We start from the raw sequence: 19,712 nt of genomic DNA, 5'->3' as shown, positions 1-19,712 counted from the left end.
ACGGACGGGAAAAATGCTCCACACGATTTCGGCCTTCGACCGCCTCGGCGAGGAAAATGCGTTCGCAGTGCTGGCGCGTGCCACTGCACTTGCCCACCAGGGCCGCGACATTGTCAATCTCGGCATCGGCCAGCCCGACTTCAAGACGCCGCAGCATATCGTCGAGGCCGCGATCAAGGCGCTACGCGATGGCCATCACGGCTATACGCCGGCCAACGGCCTGCTGGCGACGCGCGAAGCGGTGGTACGCCGCACGCTGGCCACCACTGGCGTCGAAGTCTCGCCGGAAGCGGTGATGATCCTGCCCGGCGGCAAGCCGACGATGTTCGCGGCGATCCTGATGTTTGGCGAGCCGGGTGCCGAAATTCTCTATCCCGATCCCGGCTTTCCGATCTATCGTTCGATGATCGAGTTCACCGGTGCTGCCCCCATTCCGGTGCCGATGCGCGAGGAGAACGGCTTTGCCTTTTCGGCCGCGGAGACGCTGGCGCTGATCACCCCCAAAACCAGGCTGCTGATCCTCAACTCGCCGGCCAATCCGACCGGCGGCGTCACGCCGCGCGCCGAGATCGAGAAGCTGGTCAAGGGCCTGGAAGCGCACCCGGATGTCGCCATCCTTTCCGACGAGATCTACGACGTGATGACCTATGACGGCGAGACGCATTGTTCGCTGCTCGCCTTCCCCGAAATCCGCGACCGGCTGATCGTGCTCAACGGCTGGTCGAAGACCTGGGCAATGACCGGCTGGCGCGTGGGCTGGTCGATCTGGCCGAACGGCGACAAGGGCGCGCATCTCTACGACAAGGTGCGCAAGCTGGCGGTCAATTGCTGGTCCTGCGTCAACGCGCCGAGCCAGTATGCCGGCATAGCCGCCATCGACGGCCCGCAGGACGATGTCGACACGATGATGCGCGCCTTCGACCGCCGCAGAAAGGTCGTGGTCGAGGGGTTGAATGCTTTGCCCGGCGTTTCCTGCATTACGCCGAAAGGCGCCTTCTATGCCTTCCCCAATGTTTCCAAGACCGGCTGGAAGGCAAAGAAGCTCGCCTCGGCGCTGCTCGAGGATGCCGGCGTGGCGCTGATCGGCGGCCCCGATTTCGGCATTCTCGGCGAAGGCTATGTCAGGCTATCCTACGCCAATTCCGAAGAGAACATCCTGCGCGCGCTGGAACGGATCGAGACGTTTCTGACGAAGTGAGGCCACGATCGACGAAAGGAGACGCCAGATGTTCTATGCCATTCTAGCCTATCACGAGGAAGAAGCGATTACGGCGCTGACGCCGGAGCAGGATTCGGCGCTGATGACCGATCTTCTCCAGATCAACGATCGGCTTTACCGGCAAGGCACCCTCGGACCGGCGGCGCGGCTCGGCGCGACACAAGACGCCTGCACCTTGCGCGGGCCAGGCACCGGAATGGTTGTTGACGGCCCCTTCGCCGAGACCAAGGAACAATTGCTGGGACTCTATGTTGTCGACTGCGCCAACCGTGACGCCGCTGTCGACATTGCGCGCGACCTTCGCCGCGTCAATCCGACCGCCGTCTACGAAATCCGCCCGATTTCGCTGTATCTTCCCGGCGTGCCGCTTCCCGTCACGCGGCCCTAATGCATGTCGCGCAAAAGTGTGCAGCGGTTTGTGATAACGACATGCATAAAAACAAGAATCTAAAAGCGCGTCGCATGAGGCCGGTCGCACGCGACGCGCTTTTAGGACCGGGCTGAGACTAGCCGCGGCCGACAAACGGCATCTTGGTCGCCATCACCGTCATGAACAGCACGTTGGCGTCGAGCGGCAGGCTGGCCATGTGAAGGACGGCATCGGCGACGCGCTCGACATCCATCACCGCTTCGGCGGCAATGGTGCCGTTGGCTTGCGGCACGCCGACCGTCATCGCTTGCGCCATGTCGGTCAGCGCGTTGCCGATGTCGATTTGACCGCAAGCAATGTCGAAGGGCCTGCCGTCCAGCGCCAGCGTCTTGGTCAGCCCGGTGATGGCGTGCTTGGTCGCCGTATAGGGCACCGAGCCCGGCCGTGGCGCATAGGCCGATACCGAGCCGTTGTTGATGATGCGGCCGCCCATCGGCTGCTGCCTGCGCATGGCGCCGAACGCGCCGCGAGCACACAGGAACGAGCCGGTGAGATTGACTCCGACAACGTCGTTCCACACTTCGACCGGGATGCCGTCGATCAATGTCGATTTGTAACTCGTGCCGGCATTGTTGAAGAGCAGGTCGACGCGCCCGAAGGCCGCAGCCACCGTCTCGAACAGATCGTCGACCTGATCGGCCTTGCTGATGTCGCAGGCGACCGCCAATGCCTTGGCCTGTGTCGGCCCGGCCGCGGCGATCGCATCCTCCAGCACCGGCTTGCGGCGACCGCAGAAGACCGTATTCCAGCCGGCCTTGAGCAGCGCCGTGGCGACGCTTTTGCCGATGCCCGTACCGGCGCCGGTGACGATGGCGGTTTTATAGTCGGTCATGGCTGTACTCCCTGAAAGGGATGAGGCATCGCAAATGACGGGAACCATGGCAAGCCGGCCCAAAGCCTGTGCTCGCAAAAAGGGCGGCCATTGGCGACCGCCCCTGATTCGAACCGGGCTTGGGAGGAGGAAAGCCGATCCGACTGCCTGAAATCATGCGCTCACCGGATTAACGAGAAGCTAACGCCAACGGCGCACCGGGTCTCCGCCGCCCTACCTTCAACCTACCAGCGCGAACCGGTCACCGGCTTGGCCGTGCTGCCCGCTGCCGGCACCTTCGCCACCGTCACTGTCGCCTCGACATGATCGACCAGCGCGTCCGGCAGGCCGAGACGGCCGGCAAGCAGGTCGAGATAGCCGCGTTCGGCCCGCGTGTCCGGATCGATGGCAAGACGCGAGGCGGTGTAGAGTTCCAGCTTTTGCGCATCGGTCTTGGCGCCGGCGATCAGCACATCCAGATCGAGCGGTGCCTCCAGTTCCGATATCAGGAATTTCTCCGCTTCGGCGCCGACGCCGGCGAGGCTGAGCTTGCCGGCGATCTTCTGCCGCTCTTCGTCATCGACGTGGCCGTCGGCCTTCGCCGCCGAGATCATCGCCCTGACCAGCGTCAGCGTGAATTCGTCTTCGCCCTGCGGCGCTTGCGACGGATGGAAGGCGGTATCGGCCGGCGGCGGCAGCAATTCCGGTTCGCCGGCAGCTTGAGTCTCGGCCGGCGCGTTGCCGTTCTTGTAGTTCTGGTAGGCCTTGTAGGCGAGGCCGCCGATCGCAGCCAACCCACCAAGCTTCACCGCCGCACCGGTGACCTGACGGCCTGGGCCGGTTCCGAGCAGCACCGCCGCCAGCGCGCCGGCAGCAAGCGGATTGTCCTTGGCCATCTGCACCGCCTGCCCCGCCTTGTCGCGGACGGTCGATCCGGTGCCGGGAACTTGCGAGCCGAGCAGATCGTCGAGGAGCTTCTTGGGATCGAACATCTATGCCTCCAGAATTGGCCCGGCCAAAGGCGCGCGGGCAGGTTTGCACGTCGAAGACCTAGGTCCCGCAGTTTGACATTACAATGACGCGGTGCATCCTTTGCCCGCTGCCACGCATGACCTCGCACCGACATCTGCTGGGATTTCACACGGAAATCAAAGTGCTGCAGCCTCCTTCCACCCAAAAACACTCGTCGCTCTGGACATTGGACGTGTCGAAACCGCCCTCGACTTCGAGTAATGTCGCAGCATGTCGCTTGCGAGGAGCCTGGCATGACCGATGAGACTGACCGCGAACCCGCACGCGATCCCCAGGAACTGGAGCGCCTGCTGATTTCACGGCAATGGCTCGGAGACATTGACGGCATGGCCGCGCTTTTTGAGCCGCATGCAATCATCGACAGCGGTGGCGGACAACTGACGTTCGGCCGCGAAGCCATCCAAACGCTGTTCGCGGAGATCACCGCAACCGGCCGCAAATTTCAGTCCGGAGATCAGCGTCCGGCTGTCATCAATGGCGACCTGGCGCTCACCTCGACCCGGCTTCCCGACGGCACGATCACCACCGAGGTCGCGCGTCGGCAGAACGACGGGACATGGCTGTGGGTCATCGATCGCTTCTCTGTTGCTTAACGTGAAGTTGCTTGACGTGCAGCTAACTTCCGATGTGACGATCGCCGCGCGCTTGCGCCAGCTCGACCTGGCGCTGGCGCTCAGCATAGCGGGCGCGATCCTCGTCCGAGCGGGCATCGAAGCAATGCGGGCATGAAACGCCGGTGGCGTATTCCGGCGATAGCCGGTCTTCTGCGGCTAGCGGATGCCGGCAGGCGCGGCAGAGTTCGGCCTCGCCTTCGACCAACCCGTGCGATACCGAAACGCGCTCGTCGAAAACGAAGCATTCGCCCTGCCAGAGGCTCTGTTCGGCGGGCACGTCTTCGAGATACTTCAGAATGCCGCCCTTGAGGTGGAAAACGTCCTCGAAGCCAAGCGACTTCACATAGGCCGTCGCCTTCTCGCAGCGTATGCCGCCGGTGCAGAACATGGCGACCTTGCGCCCCTCGAGCGCATGCCGATGCCGCTCGACCCAGGCTGGGAATTCGCGGAAGCTGGTGGTGGCGGGATCGACAGCGCCCTTGAAGGTGCCGAGCGACACCTCGTAGGCGTTGCGCGTATCGATGACGATGGTGCCTGCATCCGAGATCAATGCGTTCCAGTCGGCCGGCGCAACATAGCTGCCTGCACCTGCCGCCGGATCGATATTGTCCACGCCCATGGTGACGATCTCGCGCTTCAGCCGCACCTTCATGCGGTGGAACGGCATCGCTGCGGCGCTGCTGTATTTAATCTCGAGGCCGGCGAGACCTTCGATGGATTCGAGATGATGGATGAGCGCGGCGATTGCCGCTTCACTGCCGGCGACCGTGCCGTTGATGCCCTCACGCGCCAAAAGCAGCGTGCCTTTGATGCCGCATGCGCGGCAGAAGGCGGCGAGCGGCGCGCGCAGCGCCTCGAAGGTGTCGAGCCGGGCGAAGCGGTAAAGCGCGGCAACACGGAAGGCTTGGCTGGACAGTGTCATCTCCAAGCCACTAAACGCTCACGACAGCCGGATCAAGGCAGAGCCGGGAGCGGTCTGCCCGCGACGGGTTTCGAACACCACGCGTGACATCGCGACACGCCGCGTTTCGTGGACAGAAAAACCGCCTTCTGCTAACCGGTCGACTTGATCAACAGAGGAGAGACGACGAATGCCCAGCACGACCGAAAAGCTCCTGTCGCTCCTCAACGGCCAGCCGGTCATACCGGTGCTGAAGATCGCCAATCCCGCCGACGCGGTGCCGCTGGCCCGGGCGTTGGCCCGCGGCGGCCTGCCGGCGATCGAGATTACGCTGCGCACCGCCGACGCGCTGGAGGCGATCCGCCGGGTGGCGGGCGAGGTCGAAGACGCCGTCGTCGGCGCCGGCACCATCCTGGACGCCCGCCAGTTCGGCGAGGCGGCGGCCGCCGGTTCGAAGTTCATCGTCAGCCCCGGCATCACCCGCGAGCTTCTCGCGGCAGCCAAGGACAGCGAAGTGCCGTTGCTGCCCGGTGCCATCACGCCGGGAGAGGTCATGGCCGCGCGCGAAGCCGGCCTGCGCTTTCTGAAATTCTTCCCGGCCGAACAGTCGGGCGGCATCGCCTCGCTCAAGGCCTTCGCCTCGCCGCTCGCCGACGTGAAATTCTGCCCGACCGGCGGTATCACCGGCCAGAATGCCGCCGACTATCTCAGCCTGCCCAACGTCATCTGCGTCGGCGGTTCCTGGGTGGCGCCGGACGATCTGGTCAAGGCCGGCAAATGGGACGAGATCGAAGCCTTGGCGCGCGCCGCGAGCAAGCTCGGGCGCTAGCATCGCCGCCGATCTGGCCTGCTGCCGATCTGGTTCGCCGGCTGGTTCCCGCTCATGGGCTCGAACCACGATTCACGCCTTCAAAGGGCGCTGTCCTACCATTAGACGAAGCGGGAGAATGCTGACCTTGGTTAGCATCCCGGCACGAAGGAAGCCAGTGCCGGCGGTGGCGGCAGCCGCGCCGGTTGCCAGCGCGGCCTCTACGATATTTGCCCAGCTGTTATTCGGTCTGGAAGCGGGCCACCGACATGAACTTGACGGCTTTGCCGGTGAACCGGTTGGCGTCGGCCATCTCGTTGCCCGGCTGGAAGCCGACGGTATAGACCTCGCTCGGTGCCGTACGGACGAAGTCGTAAGCGTAGCGCGGCGCCGTTGTCGCGTCTGAAACGGTCGCGACATACTCGCCGCTGTGCAGCGCCCAACGGGCAGCCTGCGGCGCGGCAGCGACCACCACCGGCTTGGGGCCTGGTTTCAGGTCGCGGGCGGTGGCCCTGGGTTCCTTGCGTGTGGTCTTCACGCCCGCGCCGATGACGGCCGTCGGATCGGAGCCGGCCGGGCGGGCAACGATGGCCTTGCGCGGCGACGCCCCGTCGCTCGATGCGTCGTCGCTCGCCGGTTCCTCGAACACCGATGCTTGCTCGGAAAGCGAAGCGACCTTGTATTCGTCGGTCGCGCTGACCCGTTCCAGAACGGCCTTGACCTCGTCGGGCTGCGAACTGTCGGGCCGCGCCGACGGCAATACCGAGAATGCATCGGTGGCGGTGTTGCTCCGCTCGGCCGCACTCGCGAGCGCCAGCAACACTTGCTTGTCCTGCGGCGCAAGACCAGCCGACGAAAGATCGGCCGGCAGCGAATGATCGGGCCGCCAGCTCGGCACGGGAATGTTGTTTGCCGCGACCTGCACCGGGCCGGCCGTAGCCGACGCGTCTGCCATGCCGAACGGAACACTTGCCGACGCCACACTTGCCGGCGCTTGCGCGGTTGCCACCGCCTGTTCGGTGGATGCAGTCGCATCCGCCACGCCGAACGGAACGTTTTCAGGCGGCTGGGCACCGATGTCGGCCTTCGGGCGCGGAGCAAAATCGGGCAGCGGAATGCTGCGCGCCGGCAATGCCGCGATGATCGTCTCCGGCGTGTCGTTCTCCGGTTCCGGCGCAGGCGCCGGAGCATCGGCGACTTCCGGAATCTCGGCACGCTTGGCATCCCGAGGCGCCACGATGGCGATGCCAGGCAGATTGCTGCTCTTGGCCGACGGCGCCGGCTTCACGTTACGGGGCTTTGGCGCTGGCTCGGCCATCGCCACATCGGCGCTGTCGTCCGCCTCGTCGTCGCCGCCGCCGAAGAAGGCTGCCAGGAAGCCGCGGGATTTTTTGCCACCGCCGCTTGCGCTGGCCAGTTCGATGGCCGGCGCGCCGGCGCCCTTGCGGGCTTTGTAGGAGGCGAGCGCCTGTTGATAACCAGGCAGCGGCTTGCCGTCGCTCGGCACATGCAGCGTCTTGCCATTGGGGAACACGCGCGCCAATTCCTGGCGGCTGATGCCGGGCCAGTGGCGCACATTGCCGACGTCCATGTGCACGAAGGGCGAGCCGGAGCTGGGATAATACCCGACGCCGCCGCCCTGCATCCTGAGGCCGATGTCGCGCAGCTTCTTCAGCGGCACGCCGGGAATGTAGAAATCCATCGCCCTGCCGAGCATGTGCTGGCTCTTCTCGGCGACGCCCCTGCTGCGGCTGCGCAGCATCGAATTCGTCGACGGCGAACGATAACCGCAGACGACCTGGATATAGTCGGTGGCGCCGCTCTCACGATAGGCTTCCCAGACCAGGTCCAGCAGGCGCGGATCCATCTTGGTCGGCTCGTTGCGACGCCAGTCGCGCAGGATGATGTTGATCTTTCGCAAGCCCGCTTGATCGTAGCGGCCGTTGCGCTTGTAGACGATCTCCGCCTTTTCATGCGTGTGGAGATGATAGAGCTTCAGCGAACGTGTCTCGGCGCCGGCGCCGGTTGCCGCCGCTGCAAGGAACCCGACGGCAACAATCACCGCTGCCAGCCATCTCGGCCAGACGCTCATGTGATAATGCCGCCCGTTTTTGTGTCGTTCGATTCTGTTCAAATCAAAAGGCCTTGCAGGCTGCCGTTTTGTCCCCGGATTTGACCAAACGGATGCGTTAGATGTGCATCCGAATATCGATCCTAATGGTTAATCATCGCTTATTGAAGCCGAAATGCGGTAACACCGTGGCGATATCCCGCCAAAAATATTGCGCAGGATATCTTGGTAAACCGCTGGTTTAGATCATGTTTTGGCGCCAGCTCGAAACACGATCTGTTACCGTCCGCCTTAATACGTGAACATTGCGGCGAACACGTCATTACGAGACTCAGTTGCCTGGAATGATGTCCGGATGAGAACCGGCTTGGCCCTGTGACTCAGGAAGCGAGCCTCTCTACACGGCCGGTCTCCGGGTCGATGCCGTATTCCTTGAGCTTGCGGTAGAGCGTCGACCGGCCGATGCCGAGGCGGCGGGCGACCTCGCTCATCTGGCCGTTGTAGTGGTCGATGGCGAGCTTGATCATTTCGAGCTCGACATCGGCCAGCGCACGCACATTGCCGCGCTCGTCGAGCGCCCGCAGCGTGCCGAAGCGGGGTCTGGCCGGCGCGTTGGGCTCGGCCGCGGCGGCGCCGACGGCGGCCGGGACGTTATCACGCGGCAGGCTGCCCGAAGCCAATCCGGAAGCTGGCCACCCTGAAGCTGGCCCCCCTGACTCTGGCGAGGCGATATCCGCATCGAGATTGACCGTGCCCTCGACCTGCGCCCGGATCTGCGGGAACTCTTCTTCGGTCAGCATGTCGCCCTCGGCGAGCACCGAAGCCCGGAAGACGGCATTTTCGAGCTGCCTTATATTGCCCGGCCAGTCATAGGCCTGCAGCATGGCGAGCGCCGCAGCCGAGATGCCTCGCAGACGGTGGCGCGGATCGGCGGGCGCCACCTTCTCCATGAAGTGCTCGACCAGATGGGGAATGTCGTCGCGACGGTCGCGCAATGGCGGCACGAAGATCGGATAGACGTTCAGACGATAGAACAGATCCTCGCGGAACTTGCCGTCCTTTGCCTGCTGCAGCAGGTTGCGATGGGTTGCCGAGATCAGCCTGATGTCGACCCTGACGGTCGAGCGCCCGCCTACCGGATCGACCTCGCCGTCCTGTACGGCGCGCAACAGCTTGACCTGCACGTCGAGCGGCAGGTCGCCGATTTCGTCGAGGAACAGCGTGCCCGAATGCGCTTCGACGAACTTGCCGGTGTGTTTTTCGGTGGCGCCGGTGAACGAGCCCTTTTCGTGACCGAACAGGATCGATTCGACCAGATTGTCGGGGATGGCGCCGCAATTGACGGTGACGAAGGGTTTCGAGCGGCGGTCGCCGCTGCCCTGGATGGCGCGCGCCACCAGTTCCTTGCCGACGCCGGATTCACCCTCGATCAGGATCGGAATGTTGGACGCCGCCGCCTTGCGGCCGAGCCGGATCACCCGATCCATCGCCGGACTGTGAGTGATCATGTCCTTGAACGTCAGATGGCCGCCGCGCTGCCGTGACGAGCGCTTCACTTCGCCTTCGAGCGCTTCGACCTTGAGGGCATTGCCGATCGACGCCTGCAGCCTGTCGGGAGAGGCCGGCTTGACGACGAAGTCGAAGGCGCCGTGACGCATTGCCGAAACGACGGTTTCGATGCCGCCCTGGGCGGTCTGCACGATGACGGGGATGTGGATGCCGCGCTCGCGCATTGCCTTCAGCACGCCGATGCCATCGAGGCCCGGCATCATCAGGTCGAGGATGACCACCGAGACGTCGCGCGCATTGGGCCCGTCGACAACATCGAGACCGGCCTCGCCGCCATCGGCGACGATCGCGGTGTGGCCGAATTTCGTCACCGCTGCCTCGAGCAGCCTGCGCTGCACCGGATCGTCATCGACTATGAGTATGGAAGCTGCCATGACTGATCCGACCGTGCCCGCCCGAGAATGCGCCCTATGGATCATCTTGGCACAGGGTTCTAAATAAGCTTTCAAAAAACCCGGTGAATGAATTCCTTAGGATTTGACCGGCTTCTCGTTTCCTCGAATTTTCGTGTTTGGAAGGATCGGCAATGCGCATGGTTTTTGCTCGAAAGCTGGCGGCGGCGTCCAGTCAGGGCGTGGCGGAGCTTGGCGACCTGCCGGAATGGAATCTGGCCGATCTCTATTCGGGCATGGAAGCGCCCGAGTTGAAGCGCGACATCGCCAAGGCCGCCGCCGATGCCATCGCCTTCGAGAGCCGTTGGAAAGGCACGCTCGCCGCCGAGGCCGGGCGTGGCAGCGCCGGCAGGCTGGGCGAGGCGCTCCAGGCCTATGAAGCGCTGGAGGAGCTGATCGGCCGGATCGTCTCCTATGCCGGGCTTGTCTATGCCGGCAACACGTCGGATCCGCAGCGCGCCAAGCTCTATGGCGACATCCAGGAAAAGATGACCGATGCCAGCGCGCACCTGCTGTTTTTCGCGCTCGAGCTGAACCTCATCGACGATGGCGCGATCGAAAACGCACTCGCCGCCGATCCGGCCTTCGCCCACTACCGGCCCTGGGTGCTCGATCTGCGCAAGGACAAGCCATATCAGCTCGAAGACCGCATCGAGCAACTCTTCCACGAAAAGTCGATCACCGGGCGCGGGGCCTGGAACCGCCTGTTCGACGAGACGATGACCGATTTGCGCTTCGGCCTCGACGGCGAGGAGTTGACGCTTGAGCCGGCGCTCAATCGCCTGCAGGACGCCGACGGCGAGGTGCGCCGCCGGGCGTCCGAAGCGCTGGTCGCAACTTTCCGCAAGAATTTGCGCGTCTTCACGCTGATTACCAACACGCTGGCCAAGGACAAGGAGATCTCCGACCGCTGGCGGGGCTTCGAGGACATTGCCGATTCCCGCCATCTCGCCAACCGCGTCGAACGCAGCGTGGTGGACGCACTCGCCGCGGCGGTTCGCGACGCCTATCCGCGCCTGTCGCATCGCTATTATGCGATGAAGGCGCGCTGGCTCGGCATGGACGTGATGAACCATTGGGACCGAAACGCGCCCCTGCCGGAGACCCCGCAGGCGGTCATCGGCTGGGACGAGGCCAAGAACACCGTGCTTTCCGCCTATCAGCGCTTTTCACCCGACATGGCGGAGATCGCCAGAACTTTCTTCGACCGCAACTGGATCGATGCACCGGTGAGACCCGGCAAGTCGCCCGGTGCCTTCGCCCATCCGACCGTGCCTTCGGCGCATCCTTATGTGTTGCTCAACTACATGGGCAAGCCGCGCGACGTGATGACGCTGGCGCACGAGCTCGGCCACGGCGTGCACCAGGTGCTGGCCGGCGGCCAGGGCGCCCTGATGGCGTCGACGCCGCTGACGCTGGCCGAAACCGCATCGGTGTTCGGCGAAATGCTGACCTTTCGCTCGTTGCTCGAGCAGACCACCGACAAGCGCGAACGCAAGGCCATGCTCGCCCAGAAGGTCGAGGACATGATCAACACGGTCGTGCGCCAGGTCGCCTTCTACGAGTTCGAGCGCAAGGTGCATGCCGAGCGCAAGAGCGGCGAATTGACCTCCGACAAGCTCGGCCAATTCTGGCTGGAAGTGCAGGCGGAAAGCCTCGGGCCGGCGATCAAGCTACGCGAGGGGTACGAGGTTTTCTGGACCTATATCCCGCACTTCATCCACTCGCCTTTCTACGTCTATGCCTATGCATTCGGCGATTGCCTGGTGAACTCGCTCTACGCGGTCTACCAGAACGCCGAGCGCGGCTTTCAGGAGAAATATTTTGCCATGCTGCGCGCCGGCGGCACCAAGCATCATTCCGAGCTTCTGGCGCCGTTCGGCCTTGACGCGGCGGACCCTGCCTTCTGGCAGATCGGGCTTGGTGTGATCAGCGGACTGATCGACGAGCTGGAAGCACTGGACAAGTGATGCGCAACACTGGGTGATGCGCAACACCGGGTGACCGGGTTTTCCAGAACAGTTTAGCTGCAATGCATATTGACGATGGTTCTATTCTTGTCTTGGATATTTGTTCTTAAATAACTTTCCATGGAAGTTTTCCGTTAGATTCCCGTAAGCTGTATGATAGCGTCCGCCCTCAAGCTCAGCCGGGCACGAATGGATCCGGTCGGAAAGTCCCGACCGGTCATGGCGCGTCGGCGGATGCGACAACGGTTGTTGGCCAGGGGCAAACCGGTCGCCGACAGCTCGATCGAAGCCGGCTGTTCTGCAAATTGCGGAACCACCATCGAATGGTCCTTCGCCGAGGTCATGGCTCCACAGGCCAGGGCGGACGGATCGGACTGGAGAGAGAAAGACAATGGGCACTTTTTTCTACATGCTCCTGGCGTTCCTGGTAGGTGTGTTGGTTGGCTGGTTCATTTGGGGACGCCTGCGTGGCGAACTCGACAGTTTGCGCGGCGATCTCGACCGCACGCGCAGCGAACGCGACAGATTGCGGGCCGATAGCGACCGTCTGACCGGTGAGTTGGATGCATGCGGCCGCGCCCGCGCCGACCTCGAGCGGCGGCTGGGCGAGGCGCCGGCCGCCAAGGCGCCAACCGCGAAGGCGGCAACAGCCAAGGCGCCAGCCGCCAAGGCCGGCGCGACCAAGGCGGCGATGCAGGCACCGTCAACCCTGATGTCGACATCCGCGCCGGCCAAACCGGCGCCGAAGAAATCTGCAACGGCCAAGGCTGCGACCGCGCCACGCACAAGTGCGGCGAAAACGGCAACGCCGAAGCCGGCTGCATCGAAAGCGAGCGCCGCACCCAAGACTGCGCCAGCGGCAAAAAAGCCTGCGCCAGCGGCAAGCAAGGCTGCGCCGGCGGCAAAGAAAGCCGCGACCGGCAACGCAACGACCGCAGCGGCGGGCAAAGCCAACGATCTGCGTCGCCTGATCGGCATCGGCCCGACCAACGAGCGGCTGCTCAAAGGGCTTGGGGTCACGACCTATGCCCAGATCGCCGCCTGGACGCCCGACGATGTCAGGCGGATCGAGGCGACGTTGAATTTCGACGGCCGCATCGAACGTGAACGCTGGATCGAGCAGGCGAAACTGCTTGCCGCCGGCGACGAAAAGGAATTTGCGCGCCGCTTCCCGACCGCGGGGGAAGCCAGCAACACCTGATCCATCGCAGGCGGCATTTGGAACAAGGCGGCGCTCTCGGGCGCCGCTTTTGTTTTTGCCCCGCCGCGCCTTTGCGTCTTGAGACGCCGTTCCCTCGATTGCGCACGGTCGAGCCCCCATATAGATCGATCGCTGGTGACCGCAGCATCCGAGCCTTATGTCCCTGCCCCTGCCCTTTGCAATTTTCCGGAACGACGAGACCGCGCGTCAGCTCGTTTTCGACCGGCCGGCCGAGATCATCTCGGCGCATGGCGAGGCGGACTTCCTGCCGGCGCTTGAAGCCGCGCAGGCTGCACATGATGGCGGCAAATGGCTGGCCGGCTATTTCTCCTACGAGGCCGGCTACCTGCTCGAGCCCAAGCTCGTTCCGCTGCTGCCAGCCGGCCGCCGCGCCCCGCTTTTCTGCCTCGGCGTGTTCGACCCGCCGGTCGAAGAGACGGTCGCGCCAGGCGATCTGCCGGCTAGCAACGGCCCAATCTTCGACCCCAAGGCAGCCTGGTCCTCGGACGACTACGCCAAACGCTTTGCCGGGCTGCATGACCACATCCGCAAGGGCGACTGCTACCAGGGCAATCTGACCTTTCCGGTCCACGCGCAATGGTCGGGCGATCCGCTGGACGCCTTCAACGCGCTGACCGAACGCCAGCCGGTGAAGTATGGGGCGCTGGTCGCGCTTGGCGATCCGATCGTCTTGTCGCGTTCGCCGGAACTGTTCTTCGAGGTCGACGCGGAAGGCATGATCGAGACGCATCCGATGAAAGGCACTGCGCCGCGCGGCGCCACCAAGGCGGAGGACGATCGCCTGAAAGCGTTCTTGCGCAACGACGAGAAGAACCAGGCCGAGAACCGGATGATCGTCGATCTCCTGCGCAACGACATCTCACTGATCAGCGAGGTTGGCACGCTCGATGTGCCGGAGCTTTTCCGCATCGAGAGCTACCCGACGGTCCACCAGATGGTGAGCCGCGTGCGGGCGAAACTTTTGCCCGGCCTCGCCATCCGCCAGATTTTCGCCGCGCTGTTCCCCTGCGGTTCGATCACCGGCGCGCCGAAGATCCGTGCCATGGAGATCCTGCGCGAGCTGGAAGGTGGCCCGCGCGATGTCTATTGCGGCGCCATAGGCTGGATCGCCCCCGGCGGCCGGATGCGCTTTTCGGTGGCGATCCGCACCATCTCGCTCTTTGCCAATGGCGAGGCAGTCTACAATGTCGGCGGTGGCGTCGTCTTCGATTCGACAGCCGAAGAGGAGTACCAGGAGTGTCTGCTGAAAGCCCGTTTCGCGACGGGAACACTGCCGATCTCGAACTGATCGAAACAATGCGCTGGGAACCCGGCTCGGGTTTCCTCCGTTTCGACCGCCATCTCGCGCGGCTTTACGGCTCGGCAGACGAACTCGGCTTCGGCTGCGACCCGCAACGGGTCGGTGAAGCGCTGATGAATGCGGTCGGCCGCCAGCACATTGCGTTGCGCACTCGCCTCGTCCTGTCGCGCAAGGGCGATGTAGCGGTTTCGGTGCAGCCCTACGCGCCGCTCGCCGCAGACAAGGTCTGGACCGTGCAGCTGGCGCGCGTGCGGCTTGATTCGAGCGATATGCTGCTGCGCCACAAGACCAGCCGCCGACAAATCTATACGCGCGCCCGCGCTGAATATCTCGCCGGCCGGGCCGACGAGGTGCTGCTCGCCAATGAGCGCGGCGAAATCTGCGAGGGCACGATCACCAATGTCTTTGCCGAATTCGGCGACGGCGTGCTGGCCACGCCGCGGCTCGATTGCGGCCTGCTGCCTGGCGTCCTGCGCGGCGAACTGCTGGATCAAGGCCGCGCCCGCGAAGCAATCTACACATGGAGCGAACTGAAATCGGCCAAGGCGCTGTTCGTCGGCAACTCGCTGCGCGGATTGATCCCGGCGCGGCTGGGCTGAAGCATCGGGAGACAACAATGTTCGTGGTTTCGCTGAAGTATACGGTGCCGCTGACCGAGATCGACAGCCTGCAGCAAGCGCATGTCGAGTGGCTGAAGGCCTGTTATGCGGAAGGCATTTTTGTCGCCTCCGGGCCGAAGCGGCCGAGGACCGGCGGCATCATCATCGCGCGCGGTCCACGCGACGTGCTCGATGCCAGACTGGCGGACGATCCCTTCGCCAAGGCAGGCGCCGCCGATTACGAAATCACCGAATTCACGGCGAGAATGGCCGCTGCCGCACTGGAAGCCTACAAAGAAGCATGAGTTTCCGCCCACCGACCCACACACCCTATGACGGCTCGTCGAAACTGTTCACCATCGGGCTGAAGCCGCTCAATCTAGATAGATGGATCGAGATCGACGAATATCTGCTGCCCTATCTTGCCGAGAAACGCCGGCTTTATGCCGAAATTCCAGACAAGGTTTTTGTCGAGGAGCAAGCCACACGCGATGCCCAACGCGAAGTGCTCGATCTGCTCGGTGCGCATCTGGCGGCGAACTTTCCTGGGACCCACAGGCGTACCGACAACGGGATCGTGGTGATCGGCGGCACCGACAGTCTTGTAGGCTCAGGCACCGCAGCTTCTTTCAGCGATGCGCCGCTTGTCGCGGCCTCGTTGCTCGTCCAGGAGGATTTGATCCTGATGCGCCGCGACGAGAGCGGCTGGCGTCTGGCGGCCGGCTCGCTCTGCTTCCCCTCGTCATGGTCGCTGACCGAAAAATTCGGCAAGCCGCTGCAGCAGATCCACGCGCCGGTACCGGGTTTCGGTCCAGGCACACGCCCGGCCGATCTCATCAACCGCATGTTCGACGGCCTCCAGGGCCAAGCCGTCGAGCGCTACAACTGGTCGATCCAGGCGGGCGACGCGCTCTACCATCCGCTCTCCAATGTCGAACGCATCGACCGCGCCAGCAGTCGCCCGTCGAGATTCCCGGACGGTGACATCGACGCCCATGCCTTTATCCGCGTCGAGCGGCAGACGCTGAGAAAACTCCCCGTTTCGGGCGACGTACTCTTCACCATCCGCATCCATCTCGACCCGCTCGCCGTGCTGGAGCGCCACCGCGACCGTGCGGCGCTCGCAGCGTCCTTGGCCGAACAACTTCTGGCGCTGGACGAGGCCCAGCTCGACTACAAGGGGATGACCGCCGATCGTGACCGGCTGGTCGCGTGGCTTAGGGCGCTGGCGCTGTCCTAGAGCAGTTCATCGTTTCACGGAAACGCCGAACCGCTCCACCTCTTTGTTCTTGCGCAATTCCGGACGGAAAACCGTCTCACACTTTTCCCGGAATTGCCCTAAATCGCAGCCAGGCCCAGCAGCAGGATCGCCGACATCGCGGTAAAGACGGTGACGTTGACATCCCACCGCCAGCCCGCCGGTCCAAACGGCGGCCGGAACGGCGGGTAGCCGTTCTCGTCATACAGCACGCCACCATAGATCGACCGCGAGAGCATGGCCGCGAAGAATGCCCCATACATGGCCGCGGCCAATCCGCCGGCGAGATAGAGCCGCTCGGCTTCGAGTTGCCCCTTGATCCAGATGAGTCCGAGGGCAATCAGCGCCACCCCGGTATAGCTCAGCACCTGCCAGACGACGTGAAACCGGGCATGGGGAGTCCACAGTGGATTGGTGGCGTGGGTGGCGTTCAAGTCGGCTTTGATCGTCGCTACACCGTAACCCACGGTCGCGACGCTCAGCAGAATTCGAGCAAGCAGATGACTGTCATAAGCGAGTTCCATCGCATTTTCCTCCCCTCACGCCGGAACGGCTTGAATGGCGCCCTGAGCACAGAAGAGCTGCCCATCGGCCAGCCGCGCATAATTATGGACGATCCGGTTCTCGTGATCCTGCAACTGCACAATGAAGTTGCCGCTCTGCTCCGTCCAACTCGCGAGCACGAGATTCGGACGCACGCTGGTCAGGCCGACCTTGACCACCTCGTCGATTTCAGTGGTCCCGATCGACGCCTGGATATGCAATTCCTGCGGCGAAAGAAACGTCAGCCGCGGTACGAAGGGGCCGAAAACGCAGTCGAAAGTCTTGCCTACGAGCGAGGCTGGAAAAGCATCGGTTTCTGCCATCATCCTCTCCTTGGGCATTGGCCGCTGCGACCATGCCATGTGACGATTCTCGGTGTCTCAGTCGCAGAAACACCCTCAGTATATGCTCTTGGAGCGCTCCAAGGAGCACGATCCTCCTATTTTGGTTTTGAGTCAATAAAATTCTTGGAGCGCTCCAAAAAATGGTCTACCTCAGGGAAAACGAGTGAATCGCCAATGCCCACCCTAGCCGATGTCGGCAAGGCTGCCGGAGTTTCCCGGGGGACTGTCTCCAACGTCTTCAACCGGCCGGAGCTGGTCAGGCCCGAATTGCGCGAGCGCGTCGAAGCGGCCGCGCGAGCGCTCGGGTTTGGCGGCCCCGATCCGAAAGGACGATTGCTGCGGGACGGCAAGTTCAATGCCATCGGGTTCATGCCGCCTGGCGCCTACGCCATCTCCGAAGTGATGAGAAGCCCATACGGCCGCGAGCTGGTGCTCGGCGTTTCGCTCGCCTGCGACGAGGCTGGAACGACGCTCAGCCTTGTAAACGGCACCGACAACACGCGCTTCGCCAGCATCCGCGATGCCCTGGTTGACGGCTTTATCCTTGGTCACAGCGCCGACATTGGTCTCATAATTTCGGTCCAGAGACGCCGTCTGCCCTTCGTCATTCTCGAAAGCGACGCAGGTCCCGACATCAATTCGATAAAGATCGACGGCAGGAGTGGCGCGGTTGCTGCCGTCCGGCACTTGACCGGGCTGGGGCACCGGCATTTTGCCATCCTTTCGGTGCGCCGGTCTCCCGGCCCGCCGATTGTCCACATGCCCGGAAAGGCAACGCGCCCGCTTCTGGCCGGCTTCCCGCTCGACGATGAAAGGCTCGACGGTTTCAAACAGGGTTTGGCGGAGGCGAATTTGTCGATCGACGATGTCCCGATCATCGAGACGATCCCGGGCGAGCCATCTGCCGGAGCAGTGGTGTTCGACAGGGCGCCTGAAGCAACCGCGATCCTGACCATGTCGGACTGGCAGGCGATCACGATCCTGGACGAGGCGGTTCGCCGCGGCATAGACGTGCCGGGCCACGTGTCGGTCGTCGGCTTCGATGGCACCGCTGAATCCGCACGCACCACGCCTCCGATGACCACTGTCGCACAAGACGTGATCGGAAAAGGCCGGCTTGCCGCCCGAATGGTCCTTGACAATGAAGCCCCCCGCCAAGTCGTTCTGCCGGTAGAACTGGTGGTTCGAGCCTCCACAGCCGCGCCGAGGACAAAAACCCGCTGAAACGGGCGGATGCGCCATCCGCACCAGGGGTGGCGCTCGCCGCGTCTTTTCGCTGAGCAGCCTCAGGTGCGGGACGAGGCACAACTTGACTATAAGGGCCTGACAGCCGACCGTGACTGCTGGCGCAAGACAGCTGTAACTTGCGGCTTGGGGGAAAAATGATCCAGCATCTTAGCAGGCCGGTCACGTTAATGGCCGCGATCCTGGTACTGTCGACAGCAGCCGAGGCGGAGCCGGTGACTTATGCCGGCAAGCTTGGAAAGAGCGATATCGTCGTCGAATTCACCGGCGACCCCGCCGCGCCCGGCGGCCCGCTGGCCGGCCGCTATTTCTACCGCTCGAAGGGCGTCGACATCCCGCTGCAGGCCCGGTCTCAAAAGGGCAGCAAGTTCGAACTGGCCGAGGAGGAGGCATGCGGCGCCGACAATTGCGATGACGGAAAGGCTGCGCCGATTGCCGCCGTCTGGCGCCTGGCCTCATCCAGTAACGGCAAAACCCTTGAAGGCAGCTGGAACGGAAAGAGCGCGCTGCCGCTCAGATTGGAACGGGTCGCAAGTCGGCAGGTGACCGAGAACGAGCCCAGCAGCCCGCTCGATCTCTACGATTTCAGCTTCATGAAGTTCTTCGGCAATGACACGCCGCTCACCATGGAAACGTCCCCTTATGACTATCTGCGGGTGGACACTCAGCTCGATAACGGCAAGACGACTGGTTGGCCGGACGCAACCTACCGCTATGTCGTCGACCCCCGCACCAAATTTGCCACGCCGCGCATTGTCGAACTGTCCGGCGACGTTCCAATCGAGGCCGCGAACGCTCTGCTGCAAGACAGGCACTGGCGCGCCAACATCGGCGCACTGGGCTGCGTGGCGGCGCAGTATGCCGGTTTCAACGAAGGCGGGCCGATTGACGGTGTGAACGGCGGCACACTCGGCGGCTATGAGGACAGCACATTCGAAGTGACCTCGCTGACTCCGCGGCTGATGAGCTGGCGGGAGTCCGGCAGCATCTTCTGCGGCGGAGCGCATCCGACCAACTATTCGGACGCCTACATCATGGATGTGCGGCGCGGCGTCCTGCTCGGCCTTCAGGACATTTTCTTGGATACGATAGATGGCAAGCCCGGTCCTTCCCTCGCCTCCTTCGTCAAGCAGCGGCGCAAGAAACCGAGCGATCAGACCGATATTGATCACGAAGCCGAATGCGGCATCGACGATCTGATCGACGAAAATTTGGCTGCCAGCCTCTGGCGCGAGGGCGACAAGCAGGTTCTGGTGTTCGGGCTCCAGACCCTGCCGCATGCCATCCAGGCCTGCGCCGACGATCTGCTGGAACTGCCGGTCTCCGAGGCACGTGCCCTCTTCAAGCCGGAGTTTGCAAGTCTGGTCGAGCCGTAGCCGGGATG

19 protein-coding genes and 1 tRNA gene are annotated in these 19,712 nt (G+C 63.5%); 12 read left to right on the top strand and 8 right to left on the bottom strand.

Features of this window, described 5'->3' with window-relative positions; translation table 11 throughout:
* Positions 1 to 13 precede the first annotated feature (13 nt).
* Entirely contained in the window at positions 14 to 1,198 is a 1,185-nt protein-coding gene (locus NKJ93_RS18540; protein WP_352590592.1) for a pyridoxal phosphate-dependent aminotransferase, read from the top strand.
* Positions 1,199 to 1,226: 28 nt separating this feature from the next.
* Positions 1,227 to 1,607, top strand: a complete 381-nt coding sequence (locus NKJ93_RS18535) for a YciI family protein (RefSeq protein ID WP_023720202.1) — start codon at positions 1,227 to 1,229, stop codon at positions 1,605 to 1,607.
* A 118-nt stretch (positions 1,608 to 1,725) separates the two neighbouring features.
* Here NKJ93_RS18535 and NKJ93_RS18530 read toward each other — a convergent pair whose 3' ends face one another.
* Both NKJ93_RS18530 and NKJ93_RS18525 read right to left on the bottom strand, forming a co-directional pair.
* Entirely contained in the window at positions 1,726 to 2,481 is a 756-nt protein-coding gene (locus NKJ93_RS18530) for an SDR family oxidoreductase (protein WP_023720201.1), read from the bottom strand.
* Positions 2,482 to 2,705: 224 nt separating this feature from the next.
* A complete protein-coding gene (locus tag NKJ93_RS18525; protein ID WP_352590589.1) occupies positions 2,706 to 3,452 on the bottom strand; it encodes a tellurite resistance TerB family protein in 747 nt (248 codons plus the stop codon).
* A 273-nt stretch (positions 3,453 to 3,725) separates the two neighbouring features.
* Between NKJ93_RS18525 and NKJ93_RS18520 the strand changes: the two genes are divergently transcribed.
* Positions 3,726 to 4,085, top strand: a complete 360-nt coding sequence (locus NKJ93_RS18520) for a YybH family protein (protein WP_352590586.1) — start codon at positions 3,726 to 3,728, stop codon at positions 4,083 to 4,085.
* Positions 4,086 to 4,107: 22 nt separating this feature from the next.
* Here the strand turns inward: NKJ93_RS18520 and trhO are convergent, their stop codons facing one another.
* On the bottom strand, positions 4,108 to 5,028 hold the full coding sequence (trhO, locus tag NKJ93_RS18515; RefSeq protein WP_352590583.1) for an oxygen-dependent tRNA uridine(34) hydroxylase TrhO: 921 nt from the start codon (positions 5,026 to 5,028) through the stop codon (positions 4,108 to 4,110).
* 169 nt (positions 5,029 to 5,197) lie between these two features.
* On the opposite strand from trhO, the gene NKJ93_RS18510 reads away from it, so the two are divergent.
* Positions 5,198 to 5,836: a 2-dehydro-3-deoxy-phosphogluconate aldolase gene (locus tag NKJ93_RS18510; RefSeq protein ID WP_352481952.1), complete on the top strand. Its 639-nt coding sequence runs from the start codon at positions 5,198 to 5,200 to the stop codon at positions 5,834 to 5,836.
* Between the two features lie 42 nt (positions 5,837 to 5,878).
* Here NKJ93_RS18510 and NKJ93_RS18505 read toward each other — a convergent pair.
* The 3 genes from NKJ93_RS18505 to NKJ93_RS18495 all read right to left on the bottom strand — a co-directional run bounded on the left by NKJ93_RS18505 (position 5,879) and on the right by NKJ93_RS18495 (position 9,829).
* Positions 5,879 to 5,952, bottom strand: a tRNA-Gln gene (locus tag NKJ93_RS18505).
* A gap of 104 nt (positions 5,953 to 6,056) precedes the next feature.
* Positions 6,057 to 7,907: a peptidoglycan L,D-endopeptidase MepK gene (locus NKJ93_RS18500; RefSeq protein ID WP_352494716.1), complete on the bottom strand. Its 1,851-nt coding sequence runs from the start codon at positions 7,905 to 7,907 to the stop codon at positions 6,057 to 6,059.
* Between the two features lie 359 nt (positions 7,908 to 8,266).
* Positions 8,267 to 9,829 carry a sigma-54-dependent transcriptional regulator gene (locus NKJ93_RS18495; RefSeq protein WP_352590580.1) on the bottom strand — a complete coding sequence of 521 codons (1,563 nt, stop codon included), beginning with the start codon at positions 9,827 to 9,829 and terminating at the stop codon, positions 8,267 to 8,269.
* A gap of 152 nt (positions 9,830 to 9,981) precedes the next feature.
* On the opposite strand from NKJ93_RS18495, the gene NKJ93_RS18490 reads away from it, so the two are divergent.
* From NKJ93_RS18490 to NKJ93_RS18465, 6 genes are all read left to right on the top strand, one after another.
* Positions 9,982 to 11,817, top strand: coding sequence for a M3 family oligoendopeptidase (locus NKJ93_RS18490; protein ID WP_352494714.1), 1,836 nt, complete (start codon positions 9,982 to 9,984; stop codon positions 11,815 to 11,817).
* Between the two features lie 391 nt (positions 11,818 to 12,208).
* Complete coding sequence (locus NKJ93_RS18485) at positions 12,209 to 13,018, top strand: helix-hairpin-helix domain-containing protein (protein WP_352481948.1); 810 nt, start codon at positions 12,209 to 12,211, stop codon at positions 13,016 to 13,018.
* A gap of 157 nt (positions 13,019 to 13,175) precedes the next feature.
* Positions 13,176 to 14,327: an aminodeoxychorismate synthase component I gene (locus NKJ93_RS18480; RefSeq protein ID WP_352494713.1), complete on the top strand. Its 1,152-nt coding sequence runs from the start codon at positions 13,176 to 13,178 to the stop codon at positions 14,325 to 14,327.
* Entirely contained in the window at positions 14,276 to 14,938 is a 663-nt protein-coding gene (locus NKJ93_RS18475) for an aminotransferase class IV family protein (RefSeq protein WP_352494712.1), read from the top strand. The genes NKJ93_RS18480 and NKJ93_RS18475 overlap by 52 nt, the downstream gene beginning before the upstream one ends.
* Positions 14,939 to 14,955: 17 nt before the next feature.
* Complete coding sequence (locus tag NKJ93_RS18470; protein ID WP_023720190.1) at positions 14,956 to 15,243, top strand: YciI family protein; 288 nt, start codon at positions 14,956 to 14,958, stop codon at positions 15,241 to 15,243.
* Positions 15,240 to 16,178 (top strand): heme-dependent oxidative N-demethylase family protein, encoded by a 939-nt coding sequence (locus NKJ93_RS18465; protein WP_352481946.1) that lies wholly within the window; start codon positions 15,240 to 15,242, stop codon positions 16,176 to 16,178. The genes NKJ93_RS18470 and NKJ93_RS18465 overlap by 4 nt, the downstream gene beginning before the upstream one ends.
* A gap of 98 nt (positions 16,179 to 16,276) precedes the next feature.
* Here NKJ93_RS18465 and NKJ93_RS18460 read toward each other — a convergent pair whose 3' ends face one another.
* Together NKJ93_RS18460 and NKJ93_RS18455 are read right to left on the bottom strand one after the other, a co-directional pair.
* The gene (locus NKJ93_RS18460; RefSeq protein ID WP_352481944.1) at positions 16,277 to 16,720 is read right to left on the bottom strand and encodes a DUF6640 family protein; all 444 of its coding nucleotides are present in this window, start codon (positions 16,718 to 16,720) and stop codon (positions 16,277 to 16,279) included.
* Between the two features lie 15 nt (positions 16,721 to 16,735).
* Positions 16,736 to 17,062: a MoaF-related domain-containing protein gene (locus tag NKJ93_RS18455; RefSeq protein ID WP_156948115.1), complete on the bottom strand. Its 327-nt coding sequence runs from the start codon at positions 17,060 to 17,062 to the stop codon at positions 16,736 to 16,738.
* 195 nt (positions 17,063 to 17,257) lie between these two features.
* Between NKJ93_RS18455 and NKJ93_RS18450 the strand changes: the two genes are divergently transcribed.
* Complete coding sequence (locus NKJ93_RS18450) at positions 17,258 to 18,307, top strand: LacI family DNA-binding transcriptional regulator (RefSeq protein WP_352494711.1); 1,050 nt, start codon at positions 17,258 to 17,260, stop codon at positions 18,305 to 18,307.
* A 158-nt stretch (positions 18,308 to 18,465) separates the two neighbouring features.
* Positions 18,466 to 19,704: a hypothetical protein gene (locus NKJ93_RS18445; protein WP_352481941.1), complete on the top strand. Its 1,239-nt coding sequence runs from the start codon at positions 18,466 to 18,468 to the stop codon at positions 19,702 to 19,704.
* The last annotated feature ends 8 nt before the right edge of the window (positions 19,705 to 19,712 follow it).

Source organism: Mesorhizobium sp. M0028 (genome assembly GCF_040323855.1).
Lineage (GTDB): Bacteria > Pseudomonadota > Alphaproteobacteria > Rhizobiales > Rhizobiaceae > Mesorhizobium.
Note: the sequence above shows the minus strand (reverse complement) of the source record. Positions and strands in the feature narration are given on the sequence as shown.

What these genes read in the sequence shown, in the direction of transcription:
- NKJ93_RS18520 (WP_352590586.1), top strand. Translation starts at nt 3,726, where the DNA reads ATGACCGATGAGACTGACCGCGAACCCGCACGCGATCCCCAGGAACTG.
- NKJ93_RS18510 (WP_352481952.1), top strand. Translation starts at nt 5,198, where the DNA reads ATGCCCAGCACGACCGAAAAGCTCCTGTCGCTCCTCAACGGCCAGCCG.
- NKJ93_RS18485 (WP_352481948.1), top strand. Translation starts at nt 12,209, where the DNA reads ATGGGCACTTTTTTCTACATGCTCCTGGCGTTCCTGGTAGGTGTGTTG.
- trhO (WP_352590583.1), bottom strand. Translation starts at nt 5,028, where the DNA reads ATGACACTGTCCAGCCAAGCCTTCCGTGTTGCCGCGCTTTACCGCTTC.
- NKJ93_RS18455 (WP_156948115.1), bottom strand. Translation starts at nt 17,062, where the DNA reads ATGGCAGAAACCGATGCTTTTCCAGCCTCGCTCGTAGGCAAGACTTTC.
- NKJ93_RS18495 (WP_352590580.1), bottom strand. Translation starts at nt 9,829, where the DNA reads ATGGCAGCTTCCATACTCATAGTCGATGACGATCCGGTGCAGCGCAGG.
- NKJ93_RS18465 (WP_352481946.1), top strand. Translation starts at nt 15,240, where the DNA reads ATGAGTTTCCGCCCACCGACCCACACACCCTATGACGGCTCGTCGAAA.
- NKJ93_RS18500 (WP_352494716.1), bottom strand. Translation starts at nt 7,907, where the DNA reads ATGAGCGTCTGGCCGAGATGGCTGGCAGCGGTGATTGTTGCCGTCGGG.
- NKJ93_RS18540 (WP_352590592.1), top strand. Translation starts at nt 14, where the DNA reads ATGCTCCACACGATTTCGGCCTTCGACCGCCTCGGCGAGGAAAATGCG.
- NKJ93_RS18535 (WP_023720202.1), top strand. Translation starts at nt 1,227, where the DNA reads ATGTTCTATGCCATTCTAGCCTATCACGAGGAAGAAGCGATTACGGCG.
- NKJ93_RS18470 (WP_023720190.1), top strand. Translation starts at nt 14,956, where the DNA reads ATGTTCGTGGTTTCGCTGAAGTATACGGTGCCGCTGACCGAGATCGAC.
- NKJ93_RS18480 (WP_352494713.1), top strand. Translation starts at nt 13,176, where the DNA reads ATGTCCCTGCCCCTGCCCTTTGCAATTTTCCGGAACGACGAGACCGCG.
- NKJ93_RS18450 (WP_352494711.1), top strand. Translation starts at nt 17,258, where the DNA reads ATGCCCACCCTAGCCGATGTCGGCAAGGCTGCCGGAGTTTCCCGGGGG.
- NKJ93_RS18445 (WP_352481941.1), top strand. Translation starts at nt 18,466, where the DNA reads ATGATCCAGCATCTTAGCAGGCCGGTCACGTTAATGGCCGCGATCCTG.
- NKJ93_RS18490 (WP_352494714.1), top strand. Translation starts at nt 9,982, where the DNA reads ATGCGCATGGTTTTTGCTCGAAAGCTGGCGGCGGCGTCCAGTCAGGGC.
- NKJ93_RS18460 (WP_352481944.1), bottom strand. Translation starts at nt 16,720, where the DNA reads ATGGAACTCGCTTATGACAGTCATCTGCTTGCTCGAATTCTGCTGAGC.
- NKJ93_RS18525 (WP_352590589.1), bottom strand. Translation starts at nt 3,452, where the DNA reads ATGTTCGATCCCAAGAAGCTCCTCGACGATCTGCTCGGCTCGCAAGTT.
- NKJ93_RS18530 (WP_023720201.1), bottom strand. Translation starts at nt 2,481, where the DNA reads ATGACCGACTATAAAACCGCCATCGTCACCGGCGCCGGTACGGGCATC.